The organism is Roseivirga sp., from assembly GCF_049099775.1.
GTDB lineage: Bacteria > Bacteroidota > Bacteroidia > Cytophagales > Cyclobacteriaceae > Roseivirga.
The window spans coordinates 63,896-80,742 of sequence record NZ_JAGDZM010000007.1 but is presented as its reverse complement, the minus strand read 5'-3'; the positions used below and the strand labels follow the sequence as shown (position 1 = coordinate 80,742).

The 16,847-nt window shown below is 38.6% G+C and carries 16 protein-coding genes and 1 pseudogene; 15 read left to right on the top strand and 2 right to left on the bottom strand.

All coding sequences use genetic code 11. The features are described 5' to 3' along the window. Window positions 1–165, bottom strand: a pseudogene (locus JXQ92_RS11350) (DUF2061 domain-containing protein); the annotation flags it as partial. 45 nt (window positions 166–210) lie between these two features. On the opposite strand from JXQ92_RS11350, the gene JXQ92_RS11345 reads away from it, so the two are divergent. The 15 genes from JXQ92_RS11345 (at window position 211) to rodA (ending at window position 15,772) form a co-directional block, all read left to right on the top strand. Then, window positions 211–879 (top strand): heme exporter protein CcmB, encoded by a 669-nt coding sequence (locus tag JXQ92_RS11345; protein WP_421986734.1) that lies wholly within the window; start codon window positions 211–213, stop codon window positions 877–879. 66 nt (window positions 880–945) lie between these two features. Then, window positions 946–1,611, top strand: coding sequence for a cytochrome c biogenesis protein CcsA (ccsA, locus tag JXQ92_RS11340; RefSeq protein WP_421986733.1), 666 nt, complete (start codon window positions 946–948; stop codon window positions 1,609–1,611). Between the two features lies 1 nt (window position 1,612). Beyond that, window positions 1,613–1,897: a CcmD family protein gene (locus JXQ92_RS11335; RefSeq protein ID WP_421986732.1), complete on the top strand. Its 285-nt coding sequence runs from the start codon at window positions 1,613–1,615 to the stop codon at window positions 1,895–1,897. A 46-nt stretch (window positions 1,898–1,943) separates the two neighbouring features. Continuing rightward, the gene (locus JXQ92_RS11330; RefSeq protein WP_421986731.1) at window positions 1,944–2,342 is read left to right on the top strand and encodes a cytochrome c maturation protein CcmE; all 399 of its coding nucleotides are present in this window, start codon (window positions 1,944–1,946) and stop codon (window positions 2,340–2,342) included. 67 nt (window positions 2,343–2,409) lie between these two features. After that, on the top strand, window positions 2,410–4,968 hold the full coding sequence (gene ccsA, locus JXQ92_RS11325; RefSeq protein ID WP_421986730.1) for a cytochrome c biogenesis protein CcsA: 2,559 nt from the start codon (window positions 2,410–2,412) through the stop codon (window positions 4,966–4,968). A 58-nt stretch (window positions 4,969–5,026) separates the two neighbouring features. Continuing rightward, window positions 5,027–6,316, top strand: a complete 1,290-nt coding sequence (locus tag JXQ92_RS11320) for an aminotransferase class V-fold PLP-dependent enzyme (RefSeq protein WP_421986729.1) — start codon at window positions 5,027–5,029, stop codon at window positions 6,314–6,316. 24 nt (window positions 6,317–6,340) lie between these two features. Further along, the gene (locus JXQ92_RS11315) at window positions 6,341–7,123 is read left to right on the top strand and encodes a Rossmann-like and DUF2520 domain-containing protein (protein WP_421986728.1); all 783 of its coding nucleotides are present in this window, start codon (window positions 6,341–6,343) and stop codon (window positions 7,121–7,123) included. 162 nt (window positions 7,124–7,285) lie between these two features. Beyond that, window positions 7,286–8,071 carry a geranylgeranylglycerol-phosphate geranylgeranyltransferase gene (locus JXQ92_RS11310; RefSeq protein ID WP_421986727.1) on the top strand — a complete coding sequence of 262 codons (786 nt, stop codon included), beginning with the start codon at window positions 7,286–7,288 and terminating at the stop codon, window positions 8,069–8,071. Then, window positions 8,068–8,646, top strand: a complete 579-nt coding sequence (gene purN / locus JXQ92_RS11305; RefSeq protein WP_421986726.1) for a phosphoribosylglycinamide formyltransferase — start codon at window positions 8,068–8,070, stop codon at window positions 8,644–8,646. Before JXQ92_RS11310 ends, purN begins: the two co-directional genes overlap by 4 nt. Window positions 8,647–8,685: 39 nt before the next feature. Then, window positions 8,686–10,215 carry a bifunctional phosphoribosylaminoimidazolecarboxamide formyltransferase/IMP cyclohydrolase gene (gene purH / locus JXQ92_RS11300; protein WP_421986725.1) on the top strand — a complete coding sequence of 510 codons (1,530 nt, stop codon included), beginning with the start codon at window positions 8,686–8,688 and terminating at the stop codon, window positions 10,213–10,215. A 66-nt stretch (window positions 10,216–10,281) separates the two neighbouring features. Further along, entirely contained in the window at window positions 10,282–11,310 is a 1,029-nt protein-coding gene (locus JXQ92_RS11295) for a rod shape-determining protein (RefSeq protein ID WP_421986724.1), read from the top strand. A 6-nt stretch (window positions 11,311–11,316) separates the two neighbouring features. Then, window positions 11,317–12,162, top strand: a complete 846-nt coding sequence (mreC, locus tag JXQ92_RS11290; RefSeq protein WP_421986723.1) for a rod shape-determining protein MreC — start codon at window positions 11,317–11,319, stop codon at window positions 12,160–12,162. Continuing rightward, window positions 12,159–12,674, top strand: a complete 516-nt coding sequence (locus tag JXQ92_RS11285; RefSeq protein WP_421986722.1) for a Rod shape-determining protein MreD — start codon at window positions 12,159–12,161, stop codon at window positions 12,672–12,674. The genes mreC and JXQ92_RS11285 overlap by 4 nt, the downstream gene beginning before the upstream one ends. Continuing rightward, complete coding sequence (locus JXQ92_RS11280) at window positions 12,675–14,489, top strand: penicillin-binding transpeptidase domain-containing protein (protein WP_421986721.1); 1,815 nt, start codon at window positions 12,675–12,677, stop codon at window positions 14,487–14,489. An 8-nt stretch (window positions 14,490–14,497) separates the two neighbouring features. Further along, the gene (gene rodA / locus JXQ92_RS11275) at window positions 14,498–15,772 is read left to right on the top strand and encodes a rod shape-determining protein RodA (RefSeq protein WP_421986720.1); all 1,275 of its coding nucleotides are present in this window, start codon (window positions 14,498–14,500) and stop codon (window positions 15,770–15,772) included. Here the strand turns inward: rodA and JXQ92_RS11270 are convergent. Next, window positions 15,769–16,767 (bottom strand): hypothetical protein, encoded by a 999-nt coding sequence (locus tag JXQ92_RS11270; protein ID WP_421986719.1) that lies wholly within the window; start codon window positions 16,765–16,767, stop codon window positions 15,769–15,771. The two genes, rodA and JXQ92_RS11270, sit on opposite strands and share 4 nt — an antisense overlap. Window positions 16,768–16,847: the final 80 nt, after the last annotated feature.

Below are 16,847 nucleotides of genomic sequence, written 5' to 3'. Positions count from 1 at the left end.
GTGCAGATAATATAGTATCATCTTGGTAACAACCTCCGCTGCACCAATTTTCAACCCAGTGGCAGGGTCTCCCGATATGACCCAAGCAAGAATAATCGTGTCAACAGTACCAACTACTCGCCATGTAATAGTCTTTGCTAAGTGCCTTACTCTACTATCAGACATAAATGAAATTAATTAAGAGCAAACGTAATATATTTACCATCCAAAATGAAGGAGTCATCAATAATCACGCTTATTAAAAAAGAATTCCTCTCGGAATGGAGGCAACGCTATGCTTTAAATGGTATTGTTCTTTATTTAGCCTCGACCATTTTTGTTTGTTATATGAGTTTTGGACTTAAGTCTGGAACGCTCAATGGTCCAACCTGGAATGCTTTATTCTGGATTATTCTCCTTTTTACTGCAACCAATGCTGTAGCAAAAAGCTTCATTCAAGAGGCTTCCGGAAGGTTACTATACTACTATTCATTAGCTAAGGCTGAATCCATAATAATCTCCAAAACTATCTACTATTCTCTGCTATTAATGATTATGGCAATGATAGGGCTATTCTTTTACAGCATAGTAATGGGTAACCCAATTCAAGATTGGCCAATGTATATTTTAATTTTGATTTTGGGTTCGGTTGGCCTTGCCTCTGCCTTGACAATGGTTTCTGGAATAGCATCTAAGGCTCCAAATAGCACCTCCCTGATGGCTATACTCAGTTTTCCGGCCATAATCCCCATGCTCTTAGTGATTATAAAGACTTCTAAAAGTGCAATGGATGGAATTGATAGAAGCGTCTATCAAGATCAAGTATTTGTTTTACTAGCTATAAATGCCATAATCATTGCTATAACTTATATGCTATTCCCTTATCTTTGGCGCAGCTAATTAACGCTAGGTTGGGTATAGCCTAACAGATTCCGTTGATTACTAAACAGACCATAAAAATCAGCTATGAAAAAAGTCTGGTGGAAAGCACTTGCAGTAGCCTTAGTCCTTTATACTATAATCAGTGGCCTTTTATTGGATGTACCACGATTATCCATCTTAAATGAGACAATTCGAAATTTACATTTCCATGTACCCATGTGGTTTGGTATGATCATTATGCTAACAGGGTCTCTTGTCTATTCCGTCAAATATTTAAGAACTGGTAAGATTGATTTTGACACAAAATCAGTTGAGCTGGCAAGAGCAGGAATACTCTTCTGTATTCTTGGCTTACTCACTGGTATGCTTTGGGCAAAATTCACGTGGTCTGAATGGTGGAGTGGCGACCCTAAACAAAATGCAGCGGCAATCTGCCTATTGATATACCTGGCCTATTTAGTACTAAGAAATTCGTTGCAAGACGAACAGCAACGCGCGAGAATAAGCAGTGTTTATAGCATTTTTGCTTATGCTGCTATGATTCCTCTTTTATTCATTCTTCCAAGAATGGCTGAAAGTTCGCTCCACCCCGGAAATGGTGGTAATCCAGCTTTAAACTTCTTTGATTCTGACGACAAATTGAAAATGGTTTTATACCCTGCTGTTATCGGTTGGACTTTAATGGGCGTTTGGTTAGCAGAACTAAGAGTAAGATATAAAAGAATTGAAAAGGCAACTGAAGAAGATTAAGATGAAAAAATTATTAATCATAACTCTGTTTTTAGCGTTTTGTGCACCCGTTTTTTCACAAGACATCAGTGATTTGAAGTCAGGTGAGAAATATGAAATAAAAGATGATGACTACACGAATAAAGATGTAGACATGGCAGATAAAATGCGTGAAAACGGCAAAATTTATGTCGTTGTAGGTGTCATAGCTATCATCTTTATTGGTATTACAACTTACGCCATAAGAATAGATCGAAAACTATCTAAAATTGAGCGGGAGGTTTTCAAGGAAAAGGTTAATTCTTAGGCGTTTGTGTCTTACTTTTGCCTGAGTAAACTAAAGGAGATAGATCATGAAAAAATCAAGTCTAATTGGTATCGTTGTAATTGCTGTAGCAATCGCCGTAATAGTTTCCACCTCTAGTAACGCAAGCTCATATGTTACTTTCGACGAAGCATACACTTTGTCAGAAAATGGCAAATCAAATTCAATCCATGTTGTTGGTGAGCTAAAGAAAAATAGTGCAGGTGAAGTTGTTGGTATAAACCCAAGTAATGATCGTTTAACAGTTGAATTCATTCTTGTGGATGACAACCAAAAAGAACAGTCTGTTTTTCTAAACAGCCCTATGCCATCTGATTTATTGAAGTCTGACAAAGTTGTGGTGATTGGTGCTTATAAAAACGACAGGTTTATGGCTGATAAAGTACTTTTAAAGTGCCCTTCCAAATACGAAGAGAACTCTTTGTAGCACAGAGCATCCTCACAGAGGTTGTCAAAATCATATTCGATCTGACTGAATTAAAAACAAAGAAATCTTGAATCCAGAACCTCAAACCTTACATCTCGGAATAGGAAACGTAGGACACCTCTTTGTAATTATCTCTTTCATTTCATCCATTCTTGCCTCTTTTGCTTACGGAAAAGCGGCTGTTAACAATGAATTGGGTAAGGACCCTTGGGTTAGTTTCGGTCGAAAAATATTTATTGTACATGGACTTACCGTCATCGGAACGGTCGTTACCCTGTTCCTAATCATATACTACCACTATTTTGAATACCATTACGCCTATAGTCATTCCTCCGTAAACCTTGCCGTTCACTATATGATCGCTTGTTTTTGGGAAGGACAAGAGGGTAGTTTCCTAATATGGACGCTCTGGAACGCATTACTTGGCTTCGTACTTATTGGAACCAATAAAAAATGGGAAGCCCCAGTGATGACCATTTTCTCTTTGGTTCAGGCATTCCTAACCTCAATGATATTGGGTGTCGTATTTGGCGATTTTAAACTAGGTAGCTCTCCTTTCATTCTTATGAGAGACGTAATGCAAGATACGGTCTACCTAATTAATCCAAATTTTGTAACTGAAGATGGCAAAGGGCTCAATCCTTTACTACAGAATTATTGGATGGTTATACACCCACCATTAACATTCCTTGGTTTTGCACTTACTTTAGTGCCTTTCTCATTTTGCTTGGCAGGTTTATGGCGGAGAGATTTCACAGACTGGATAAGACCAGCACTACCATGGACCATATTTGGTGGGGTAGTACTAGGTACGGCCATAATAATGGGTGCCTATTGGGCCTATGAAACACTAAACTTCGGGGGCTATTGGAATTGGGATCCCGTGGAAAATGCCGTCTATGTACCATGGCTGGTATTAATAGCCAGTATGCATACTATGATCGTCTATAAAAAGAGCGAAACCGCACTTAAGACATCCATAGTATTAGTGATATCAACTTTCCTAATGATTCTTTACGCCACTTTCTTAACACGAAGTGGAATATTAGGAAATACATCTGTGCATTCATTTACCGATCTTGGGTTATCAGGTCAGCTTTTAATCTACATGTTCTTTTTCATGATAGGCAGTATAGTTTTAGCGGCCATTCGTTGGAAAGAAATTCCTACATCGGAAAAAGAAGCATCTACATACTCTAGAGAATTTTGGATTTTTATTGGCGCATTGACTTTATGCCTAATGGCATTTCAAGTAATTGTTCCTACATCATTTCCGGTAATCAATAAAATTGTTGAGCTATTCGGAGGTATTTCTTCCTTAGCTCCTCCTGCCAATCAGATAGAATTTTATTCTAAATGGCAATTGTGGTTTGCTGTAGGAATAGCTGGGCTTTCAGGAACTGGCCAATTCTTCTACTGGAAGAAAATGGATAAGGATAAGCTGAAATCTGCGATGGTTTTTCCAATTCTAATATCCTTAATATTATCCGCAATTATTTTCACCCTTCAAAAAATATTCGACCCAACTTATATCCTCATCCTAGTGGCGAGTATGTACTCAGTGGTATCAAATAGCAAGATTCTATATGGCCTATTAAAGAGTAATAGCTATAAACTAACCGGAGGTTCCGTAGCCCATATAGGAATAGCAATGATGCTTATTGGAATTATGTTTTCCGAAGGCTATTCAAAAGTAATTTCTAAAAACACAACCATAATCGCGGATAACTTTACTGAAGAGGAAAACGTGAACAACGTGATCATCTTCTTAAACGATCCTAAGGTGATGGCCGGTTATAAAATCCTTTACAAGGGTGAAGGTGTAAGTTCGGAAAGTGTGCCGGGTTATATCAGAAAATCGTTGCTCCGCGAAACGAGAGACCCTCATTATAAAGTAGCTATAAAGCCGATCGTAGTGGATGGTGAGACATATGCTGAGGCTGAAGACACATTATATTTCCGTACGCCTGAGAATACATATCACGAAATTGAGTATACCTCAATGAGTACTGGAAAACAGTTTACCCTTTTCCCGAGAATCCAGAAAAATGAAACAATGGGTCGGCCGGTACAATCCCCTGCCATAAGAAAAGAATGGGACAGAGACCTTTACACTTTTGTGCAACTTCAAAACGACTTTGAAGAAGAGAATACAGAGTGGAGTGAAAAAGAGTTAATTAGTTTGGATTCTATCGGACAACGCTTTTTTATTAACGATTATGTTGCTCAATATCGAGGATGGGAGCGAATTCCTAAAGTTAATTTTGCCGATTTAGGCCCAAATGACATTGCCGTTCGCGCCAATATTGTCGTCTTTGCTGAAAATGATGTTCAACACCTGATCCAGCCTATTTTTGTCATTACCAATTATAACATGGTCAGGCCTTATGAACTCAACCAAGAGATTGCCGCTAGAATAAGGGTTGAAGGTATTTATCCTGAAAATGGTACCGTTGAAATAGCCGTTGAAACAACCCAAAAAGACTGGGTCATTATTCAAGCGATTGAAAAACCACAGATTAATATACTTTGGATTGGTACCATTATCATGATTATAGGCTTCATGATTGCCACAAGAAGGCGATATGTTGAGTTTATGAAAATGCGCGATAAAGGCCTCGCATAATATCAATAGATTGAATCGTATGTTTTTTATATTTTGAGTTGAATTCAATTCGACTCAGATGAACAATCGACGATCATTTATTCGCAAAACATTCTTAACAGCAGGCACGCTATCCCTGAGCTCTTTCTTCAAAAAGTCATTAGCAGAAGATATTGCTGATGCTTTCGGTGAATTGCATAAGCTAAATCCTATAGCGGCGGCACAAAATGAAGAATTATGGGCTAGAATTCAGCAAGCCTACACCACGTCATCTGCTATCATTAATTTAAACAATGGTGGCGTGAGCCCACAACCCAAAGTGGTACAAGATGCGGCCAATCGCTACTATACCTACGCGAACGAAGCGCCTTCCTACTACATGTGGCGTATTCTAGATCAGGGAAGAGAACCTTTAAGAGCAAAATTAGCCGCATTAGCTGGCGTAAATCCGGATGAGATAGCTATTAACCGAAATACTACTGAAGCCATTAACACAGTCATTTTCGGTTTAAACCTTAAAGCGGGCGATGAGGTAGTGCTAACAAAATACGACTACCCGAATATGATCAATGCTTGGAAACAAAGGGAAAGACGAGATGGGATTGTTTTGAAATGGTTAGATTTTGATATCCCAATGGAAAGCAATGAAGAGGTAATTCAAAAGTTCAGCGCAGCGATAAGTCCAAAAACCAAAGTCTTCCATATTACGCATATGATCAACTGGACAGGCCATATTATGCCCGCTAAAGAACTCTGCACTTTGGCAAAAGCAAATGGTATTTTATCGGTTGTAGATGGCGCTCATACTTTTGGGCATTTGGACTTTAAAATTTCAGACTTGAACTGTGATTTTTTCGGCACAAGTCTGCATAAATGGCTTTGTGCTCCTTTTGGTACCGGTATGCTATACATCAGCAAAGCAAGAATTAAAGATGTATGGCCTTTACTCGCTTCACCAGAAGACCAAGTTGATAATATTAGAAAGTTCGAAAACATTGGCACCAGGTCTTTCGCTATAGAACAAGCCATCGGTTCAGCTATAGACTTTCATAATGCAATCGGTGCCACAAGGAAAGAAGCGCGACTTAAATACCTCAAGTCTTTTTGGGTAAACCAAGTGAAAGATATTGATAGGGTGAAATTCTATACGAGCACCAAGCAAGAATTGAGTGGTGCCTTATTTAATTTTGGAATTGAAGGTATGGATGCTGGCCCTGTACATAACTCCTTATTTAGAACGCATAAAGTGCATACCAGTCCTATAAAATGGGAAAACGTGAACGGGCCAAGAATTACTCCACATGTTTATACAAAGAAGTATGACTTGGAAAGATTAGTGGAAGCCATTAATATAGTTTCCAAGCTGTAACTTCAGCACAATAAGTAGCATATCATGAGACATAAAATTGCCATTATTGGTACAGGTAATGTGGCTTGGCATTTTGCCAGAACATTAGAAAATGCAGGGCATATCATATCTCATGTCTATGATAGAAATATTGAAAAAGCAGAAAAATTTGCTTTAGACTATTTCAATGCTTCTGTAAGCGATTCTACAGATCTAAGTAAGGTAGATGCTTCCATTTTGATTATGGCCGTTCGAGACGATGCCATTGAAGAGGTTGCGCAGTCTCTGATGCTACCTCAAGAGAGTATACTAGTTCATACCTCAGGCACTATTCCCTTAAATGCGCTGGGCTATGCTCAAACTCAAAATATTGGAGTGCTTTATCCTGTTCAAACTTTAAGTAAAGGGCAACAGATAGACTTTAAGAAAGTGCCTGTTTGTGTTGAAGGCGAGTCCATCAGTACCGTTGAAATATTAGAAGACCTTGCCGGAAGTATCAGCCAAACGGTGAGCGTTCTAACAAGTCAGCAAAGAAAGGTAATTCATTTGGCTGCCGTTTTTGCTTGCAATTTCACAAATCATATGTTCAGTATATCTAAAAAAATACTTGAATCGAATGATATGAATTTTGGCCTTTTAGAGCCGTTAATTGTCGAGACGCTAAACAAATCTTTTGATATAGGGCCAGAAAACGCACAAACAGGACCTGCAAAACGAGGAGATTTAGAAACATTAGATCAGCAATTCGAAACGCTTTCATCTGATCCTGAAATTGCAGAAATCTATAAATTGATTTCTCAGAACATAATGGATACTCACCTTGAATAGTCCCGATTACAAATAATTCAGAACAATCGGGCTTACCGATAAAAAATAAGATCAAACAGCCGTAGATTTGCATCGTACACACTGACAATGCAAAAGGTTAACACTCAAAAAGGATCATTTATATTCAACTACCTGAAATTGGTACGTGGTCTAAATTTGTTCATGGTAGCGTTGACGCAATACTTGACTGCCATTTTCTTAGTAGGTGACCCCAATGGCTGGTATCAAGTTTTAACAAATAAAGGTTTCTTTCTGCTAGTGTCAAGTACTGTGATGATTACAGGAGCGGGTTATCTCATAAACGACTATTACGATGTGAAAATCGACTTAATAAATAAACCAGGTCGTGTCATAGTAGGTAAAGATTTAAAAAGAAGGTGGGTAATTGCTGGCCACACTTTTCTAAACCTCTCTTCAATTGCCATTGGCTTTTACCTTTCCACAACCATCGGTGTTATTAATTTCTTTGCGGCGTTCTTACTTTGGCTGTATTCAAATAGGCTGAAGAGACACCCTTTTATTGGAAATTTTGTGGTTGCTGTTCTTACCGGTACTACTCTCTTTCTAGTGAGCGAATATTTTGGTGAGAAACAGTATTTAATACTCTGTTATGCTGTTTTTGCGGGCTTCATTACGCTAATTCGAGAGATTATCAAAGATTTGGAAGATATGAAAGGCGATGAACGTTATGGCTGTAGAACCTTACCGATTGCTTTAGGTGTTCCGAAAACAAAAAATTTTATTTTGGGTACCGCCATTATATTTCTAGCCACTGTTTACATCATGATCAGTCACATTTCATTGGTTCTTCCAATTACACTGACGGTTACCTTAATTTTTTTAATCTTTGGTGTACATAAGGCCGACACAGTTAAAGCCTATAATCGATTGAGCAACTTGTGTAAAATCATTATGCTCTTAGGCGTTATCAGTATGATTTGGATATGACAAAAAAGAGAATTTCAATTTTCGCTTCAGGTGGAGGATCAAATGCAGAAAGATTTTTTGAATTCTTTCAAAATGATCAGGACATTGAGATTGTGTCACTTTTCACCAATAATAAATCTGCTGGAGTCATTGAAAGGGCGAAACGCTTCAATATCCCTTACCACATTTACAACCGTAATTACTGGCAAAACGGAGAGGTCATTATCGACTTATTAAAGTCTCAAAAAGTAGACTACATAGTACTTGCTGGCTTTATGCTCCTCATTCCCGACGAACTCGTAAGTGCCTATCCCGACAAAATATTCAACATTCATCCGGCACTTTTGCCGAAGTTTGGTGGTAAAGGGATGTATGGTATGAACGTACATAAAGCAGTAAAAGAAGCTAGAGAAGCTACATCAGGAATAACGATTCATTATGTGAATGAGCACTATGACGAGGGTCAAATTATCAGTCAAGTATCTTGTCCAATAGAGTTATCAGATACCGTCGAGGAAATTGCCAAAAAAGTATTAGCCCTCGAACATAAAAATTATCCAAAAGTGATTGCGGAAGTAGTTCGGAAATCCATATAATATCCCTAGTTTTGGGCTTTTATTATCACTCCCTCCAACATGTCGCAAATTAGAATCAAATCCGCTTTAGTATCAGTGTTTTACAAGGATAATTTAGCGCCTATTATCGACCTTTTAAAGGCCAATAATGTGACCATCTATTCAACCGGTGGTACCCAAAAATTTATCGAAGATCAAGGGGCAGAAGTTATCCCTGTAGAAGACCTTACAAGCTACCCTTCAATTTTTGGTGGAAGGGTAAAAACGCTACACCCAAAAATATTTGGTGGAATTCTTTACAGAAGAGATCATGAGGGCGATCAAGGACAAGCTTCAGAGTTTGAAATTCCAAGTATTGACCTTGTCATTGTTGATCTTTATCCTTTCGAAGAAACGGTGGCTTCAGGAGCTGCTGAACAAGACATTATCGAGAAAATCGATATTGGTGGCATCTCATTGATTCGAGCTGCTGCAAAAAATTACAAAGACGTTCTTATTGTTTCAACTAGAGAACAATATGCTTCGCTCGAAAACCTTTTAAAGGAAAAAGAAGGAAGTACAGACCTAACAGATAGAAGAAGGTTTGCTGCTGAAGCATTCGACATTTCTTCACACTATGATAGTGCTATATTCAACTACTTTAACCAAGAGGAAGGATTAGACAAATTCAAAGTAAGCGAGAGAACTGGAAAGCAACTTCGTTATGGAGAAAATCCTCACCAAGAAGGCCACTTTTATGGTCCACTAAATGAGCTTTTCGATCAGCTAAACGGTAAGGAGCTTTCTTACAACAATTTGGTTGATATAGATGCTGCAGTTTCTTTATTAGAAGAGTTTGATGATAGCGAAACAGCATTCGCGATCCTGAAACACACAAACGCTTGTGGAGTTGCCATTGGCAATTCTGTAAAAGATGCCTACTTAAAGGCATTTGCTGCCGATACGGTAAGTGCTTTTGGTGGAGTTTTAATTTGTAATCAAACAATTGACGCTGCAGCTGCCGAAGAATTACACAAGTTGTTTTTTGAAGTACTTATTGCTCCAAATTTCGACCAAGATGCCTTAGATATTTTAAAGGCAAAGAAGAATAGAGTACTCCTCGTCAAAAAACAGAATTTAAGTACACAGAAACAGTACAAAAACCTTTTGAATGGCGTTATAGTACAAGACAGAGATTTGGTAACAGATAAAATCGAAGATTTTAAACTCGTTACTAAGAAAGATGCCACTGAAGAGCAGAAACGTGCTTTAGTGTTCGCATCCAAAATCTGTAAGCATACAAAATCTAACACAATTATATTGGCAAAAGAGGGGCAACTTCTTGCCAGTGGTGTTGGGCAAACATCTAGAGTAGATGCCCTTAGACAAGCGATTGAAAAAGCAAAGTCGTTTGGGTTTGAACTTAAAGGTGCTGTAATGGCATCAGATGCATTTTTTCCGTTTCCTGATTGTGTAGAAATAGCCAGTGGTGAAGGAATCGCTGCTGTGATTCAACCAGGAGGATCAATCAAAGATGAATTATCGATTAACTTCTGTGATAACAATGATATGGCCATGGTATTTACAGGCACCCGTCATTTCAAACATTAATCACTAGAAAACAATAGTATTTCATTAACTTAGTTAACTAATTTAAACCGCAAGGAGACCACTTAAATGGGTTTTTTCGACTTCTTAACAAGTGACATTGCCATCGACCTAGGAACGGCAAACACATTAATTATTCACAAAGACAAAATTGTTGTTGACGAACCGTCAATCATTGCCATCGATAAAAATACCAACAAGGTATTGGCTATCGGTAAAGAGGCGATGAACATGCATGAGAAAACGCATGACAACATTAAAACAATCCGTCCGCTGAAAGATGGGGTAATTGCCGATTTCGAAGCTGCGGAAATGATGATCAAAGGGATGATCAAAATGATCGATCTCAAAAAACGTGGCTTTTTACCTTCTTCTCATAGAATGGTCATCTGTATTCCTTCTGGTATTACTGAAGTTGAAAAACGAGCGGTTCGAGATTCAGCAGAACATGCCAATGCAAAAGAAGTATACATGATCTACGAACCTATTGCAGCAGCTATAGGAACGGGAATTAAAATAGATGAGCCTGTTGGTTCTATGATCGTTGATATCGGGGGTGGTACTACAGAAATTGCAGTAATTGCGCTAAGTGGTATTGTGTGTGATCAGTCTATTCGTGTAGCCGGAGATACTTTCACCAAAGACATTCTCGATTATATGAGAAGACAGCACAACTTGCTTATTGGTGAGAGATCGGCAGAAAAAGTGAAAATCGCTATTGGTTCTGCACTTACTGAACTGGAAGATGCTCCTGAGGATTATGAAATCAGAGGTAGAGACTTAATGACGGGAATTCCTAAGGTTATTAAAATTTCATACTCTGAAATTGCCTTCGCTTTAGATAAATCAGTTTCTAAAATAGAAGAAGCTGTACTGAAAGCCCTAGAGATTTCTCCACCAGAATTATCTGCCGATATTTATGATCGCGGAATTTACCTCACAGGTGGTGGTGCAATGCTTAAAGGATTAGATAAGCGTTTGGCGCTAAAAACTAAGCTCCCAATTCACATTGCTGACGATCCGTTAAGGGCTGTAGTAAGGGGTACGGGAGAATCGCTGAAAAATATTGACTCTTACAGAGCCGTGCTAATGACTTAATAATGGATGGGTCAGCTTCTAGCATTTCTATTTAAATACCGAGCATTCTTCATCTTCTTATGCTTAGAGTTTCTATGCATAGTCCTTATTGTTTCTAATAATGACTATCAGCGTAGCGCCTACATCAGTTCATCTTCTGGCTTTGTTGGTGGAATTACTGAAACATCTGATAACATTGGAGATTTCTTCAGCCTAAAACGCGTAAATAAAGAGCTTGCCGAAGAAAACGCCAGACTAAAAGCAGAACTTTTAGGTTTAAGAACTGCCCCTATTGATTCGCTGGATCAAAAGTTAATCATCACTGATTCTACTGAACGCTCAAACTATCGACTGATATCAGCAGAAATTGTGAATAATAATATTAGAAACACGAGTAACTTCTTCATGATTAATAAAGGGTCCAATGACGGCATAATGCCTGAAATGGGTGTGATCAGTCCATTCGGTGTTGTTGGTAAAATTAGGACAGTTTCCAAAAAGTATTCTATAGGCATTTCACTTCTCAATACGCGAAACTCATTTTCTGCTAAGCATCAATCTTCAGATAGAATTGGAACCGTGCAATGGGACGGTGCCGACCCTAAGTTTGCACAGCTACTATATATAACGCCTGATGTGGAAGTGCAAAAGGGAGATACAATTGTAACTTCTGGCTTTAGCTCTATTTTCCCTAAAGACATGATTATCGGTAGGGTTGAGGGTAGTCAGAAAGACGCAAATAGTACTTACTTGAACATTAAAGTAGCACTTAGTGTCGATTTTGGTAGACTCTCTTATGTGCGAGTAATCGAGAATGTGGAGAAAATAGAACAGGACTCATTGATAAACGCAAATCCAGAAGATATTCAATGAACCGAAACACCATCATATTGATTGCAAGTTTTGCCGTACTGATCCCCTTACAGATTTTCGTATTCCAAAATTTCGTGTTTTTCAATTTAGGTTTCTGCTTCATCTACTTATTGTTCTTGCTCAGTTTACCATTAGAAACAAGCATTATTGCGGGCATGTGCATTGCCTTAGTTACCGGCTTGCTCATTGATATTTTTTATCAAACGCTGGGCATACATGCCGCTGCAGGTGTTTTCATGATGTTTCTTAAGCCCTACTGGTTAAAGTTAAATGTGCCAAGAAGTGGGTATGAAGCAGGACGATTGCCACTGATCCGCGAATATGGCCTAGGCTGGTTCATATTTTATGCCTTACCGCTAATACTTGTTTATACTTTGGCCGTTCTTTTTATTGAGGCTGGCAATTCTGCCTTGTTTTGGTTAATATTATCTAAGGCGCTGGTAACCACATTAGTTACACTGCTTTTCATAATTGTATCACAGTATATTTTCTACCCAAAATCGAAATACTAATTGTTAGAAAACAGGCGATATATCATCCAAGGATTCTTCATTGTAATGGGGATCGTCTTTTTGGTGAAGCTATTTGCGCTTCAAGTGGTAAATGACACCTATTCCAGTCAAGCAGAAAGCAATACGCGACAACGCATTGTAGAATATCCTTTTCGGGGCTTAATCTATGACAGGAACGAAAATTTGATCGTCTACAATGAGCCGATTTATGACCTTATGGTCATTCCAAAAGATATTGAAGTAACCGATACAACATCTTTTTGTAACCTGTTTGAGATTACTAAACAGGAGTTTGAAGAAAATGTACTAAATGCTAGAAAGTACTCTTATGTAAAGCCTTCTACATTTTTAAAGAAGATATCGCATGAGAGGTACGCGCAAATACAAGATCAACTCTATAAGTTTAGAGGGTTTTATGTCAACCCAAGAACAGTAAGAAGATATTCTAAGCCTATCCTGGCTAATGAATTGGGGTATATCGGTGAAGTGGATCAAGATTTTCTCGATGGGGATACCACCAATTCTTATAAACCCGGTGATTATATAGGGATAACAGGACTTGAAGAGGCTTATGAAGATGCTTTAAGAGGAAAAAGGGGAGTTAGTTATAAGTTGGTAAATGTTAGTGGTATCGTAAAAGGAGCCTATAAAGGGGGAACCAATGATACAGCGTCAATTCCAGGTAAAAATTTAATCAGTACAATTGATTTACCGCTCCAAGAATATGCTGAAAAACTGCTTGATGGCAAGCGCGGAAGTGTAGTTGCGATAGAACCATCTACTGGAGAAATTTTAGTCATGGCATCAGCTCCGACTTACGACCCTAATTTGCTTACAGGTAAAAAACTAGGAGATAATTTTAATAAAATTAGAGTAGATACAACAGCTCCGCTTTTCAACCGGCCTATTATGGCTCAATATCCTCCCGGATCAATCTTCAAAACCGTTCAAGCACTCATCGCACTTGATGAAGGCGTTACAACCACAGATGAAAAAATAAAAGTAAACCTTAATAATATTGGCGACCACGCCCCTCCTGGGGTCTATGATGTAGTCAAAGGAATTAGATACTCGTCAAATAACTATTTCTATGAGATCATGAAGCGTCTCATTCTAAGAGGAGAAGGATCAAATATCTTTACTGATACTCCATTAGGATTAGAAAAGTGGACGGCAGCAGTGAAAAAATTTGGCTTTGGTGACCAGTTAGGAATTGATATTCCTGGTGAGGTTCCGGGTGGCGTACCTGACGTAGAACTTTATGATAAAATGTATGGTAAAGGCCGTTATGCATACAGTGGTTTTGCGTCCGTTTCAATCGGTCAAGGTGAATTACTAGTAACACCTTTGCAAGTAGCCAACTTAGCAGCGATAATCGCTAACAGAGGGCATTACATTAAACCGCATTTAATAAAAGGTATCAAGGAGAACGACAAAACTGAATATTTCAACTTTGACAAGGTTTATACCGGCAACAATAACGAATACTATCCTGAAATTATAGAAGGTATGGCGCAGGCCGCTAAGCAAACTGCGCCAAGAGCCATAATCAATGATATTGAAATTATTGGTAAAACCGGCACAGCCGAAAATGGCAAGAAGGACGAAACACTAGATCACTCCGTTTTCATGGCGTTTGCCCCTAGAGAAAACCCACAAATTGCCATTGCAGTTTACGTAGAAAACTCTGGAATGGGTGGTAGGGCTGCTGGAATGACGGCGAGTCTTATCATAGAAAAGTATTTACGCGGATACATTAAGAAAAACTGGTGGAAGCGTGAAGAATATGTCTTAAAGGGTGATTTTATAGACTAGGAGGACCGTTGAGAAGAGAAGGCAGTTTTTTTTCGAACCTAGATTGGTTAACGGTATTCATATACTTCATTCTACTTACACTAGGCTGGTTCAATATTTATGCTTCAGTATATGACCCAGTACAGGACCTGAGCATTCTAGATATGAGCATTGATTCAGGTAAGCAATTACTTTGGATTGGCACCTCATTAATCCTCATCATTCTTGTTTTACTTCTCGACTTTAGGATATATGAATCGGTAGCACCACTCCTTTATGGGGTTTTCATACTACTACTGATTGCCGTTGTTATAGTCGGAAAAGAAACTAATGGGGCCAGAGCCTGGTTTCAGTTTGGCTCATTCCGCTTTCAACCCTCAGAACTAGCAAAGTTTGCCACAGCTTTACTCTTAGCCAGATATGTTTCTACCAATAGTGTGAAGCTTACAATCTTCAAAAGTCAGATTACTTCATTTACTATTATGTTGGCTCCTGTTGCGTTAATCATGCTTCAGCCCGATTTAGGTTCAGCTTTAATATTCTTCTCCTTTTTCATTCCTATTTTCAGAGAGGGCCTCCCCTCTATTTACTTGACATCAATCTTGTCACTAGTAGTCATCGGTACATTATCCATCGTACTCTCAACACAAGTAATTGCCATTATTCTTGGCTCTTTAGGGCTCATCTGGATTTTACTGACATCGAAATCCATAAAAAACATATTGCTAAGCATTCTAATTGTGGGTGTAGGAATTGGGTTTTCTGCCGGCTTCAGTCATGCCTTTGAAAATGCTTTACCAAAATATCAGCGCGATAGAATTCTTATACTTTTTTACCCAGATGCTTTGGATGATCAAGGCGCTGGCTATAATCTCAACCAATCAAAAATTGCGATTGGATCTGGAGGGTTTTCTGGAAAAGGATTCTTGGATGGTACGCAAACCAAATTTGACTTTGTACCTGCACAGAGTACCGACTTTATATTCAGCACCCTAGCCGAGGAACATGGTTGGCTTGGATGTGCCCTAATCATCGCGCTTTTTGTGGCTTTAATGATGCGGATAGTCTTTATTGCCGAACGGCAAAAGTCGCAGTTTGCAAGGGTTTATGGCTATAGCATAGCAGGAATAATATTTTTCCACTTTACCATTAACATTGCTATGACCATTGGATTATTCCCAGTAGTTGGTATTCCATTGCCGTTTTTTAGTTACGGAGGTTCCTCCTTATGGTCTTTTACGATTATGCTCTTCGTACTTTTGAAAATAGATATGCATAGAACGCAGGTACTAATGAGAGGCTAGGCAAATCGACGTTCAAGTACACTCATAAATGCTTCTACCTCTTCACTATCCATATCCCAATCCGTGTTGTACTGGTTCGCTTTGTTCAAAGCATCTTGTAAATCTGTCGCCTGATCTATACTAGCAAAAGCTTCCTTCATTTTTGCATTGTCACCACCGAAGAGATTGTTTTGAAACATAAACTTCTCATTGAGGGTCAATGAAGACTCAATAGACTTATTTACTTTTCTCTGGAGCTTTTCCGCTAGCGTCATACCCTTTGCTGGCTGATCAAACTGATCGTTAATCGTAATGGGCGTTTCTTCCACACTTTCAGTAGGCGCAACAGGCTCCACAATTGATATTTCAACAACTGGTTCTTCCACTAGAACCGGTTCTTCAACAACTTCTTCAATCGTTTCAAACAAATTTTCGATCCTTGAAGAAGCATTCAGTTTATCTAAAAAATCTTCTTCACTTACTTCTTCTAAATCGAATCCGTCAAGCGACTCATAAGTTTGAATGATACTCGACTTTGTATCAAATTCTCCAATACGATCAGTTAGACCCTTAAATAGCTCTCTGTTGGTTTTAATGTACTTGAATTGGAGCTTAAAATCCTGAGGCCTTTCAATTCTATTTAAAATACTCTCTAAATATAGTTTTGGGGCAAAGGAAATAAGAATTGCATCCTCGATCGCCTGAAAAAGCAGTGGTTCCAAGTGTTCCTTGTCAATACTGATGTGGTTAGACAGGACATTCATAAAACCTTTCAATGCATCTTTTACAAGCTCATGATTAAAATCGAAATACGGGCTTTCAAGTCGTTCAACCTCGTTTCTCCACTGATTGAATAACGAACGAATGATAAAAGAATTTACCTGTCGAGAGTTGGTTAAAGAAATCAAACGCTCACCATCCATTTTACTATGAGCTTGATAGGCATGCTCAATAATATCAGCAGCAATTAATTTGCTGATTTCTGTAACTGCATCGTCCTTTAACTTGTAGCGCATTGCTTATTTCTTTTGATTTGTAAATTACACGGGTTCGGCAAAACGCCGAGAAAAGGAAGTTCCTTTTGGTGATGAATAAT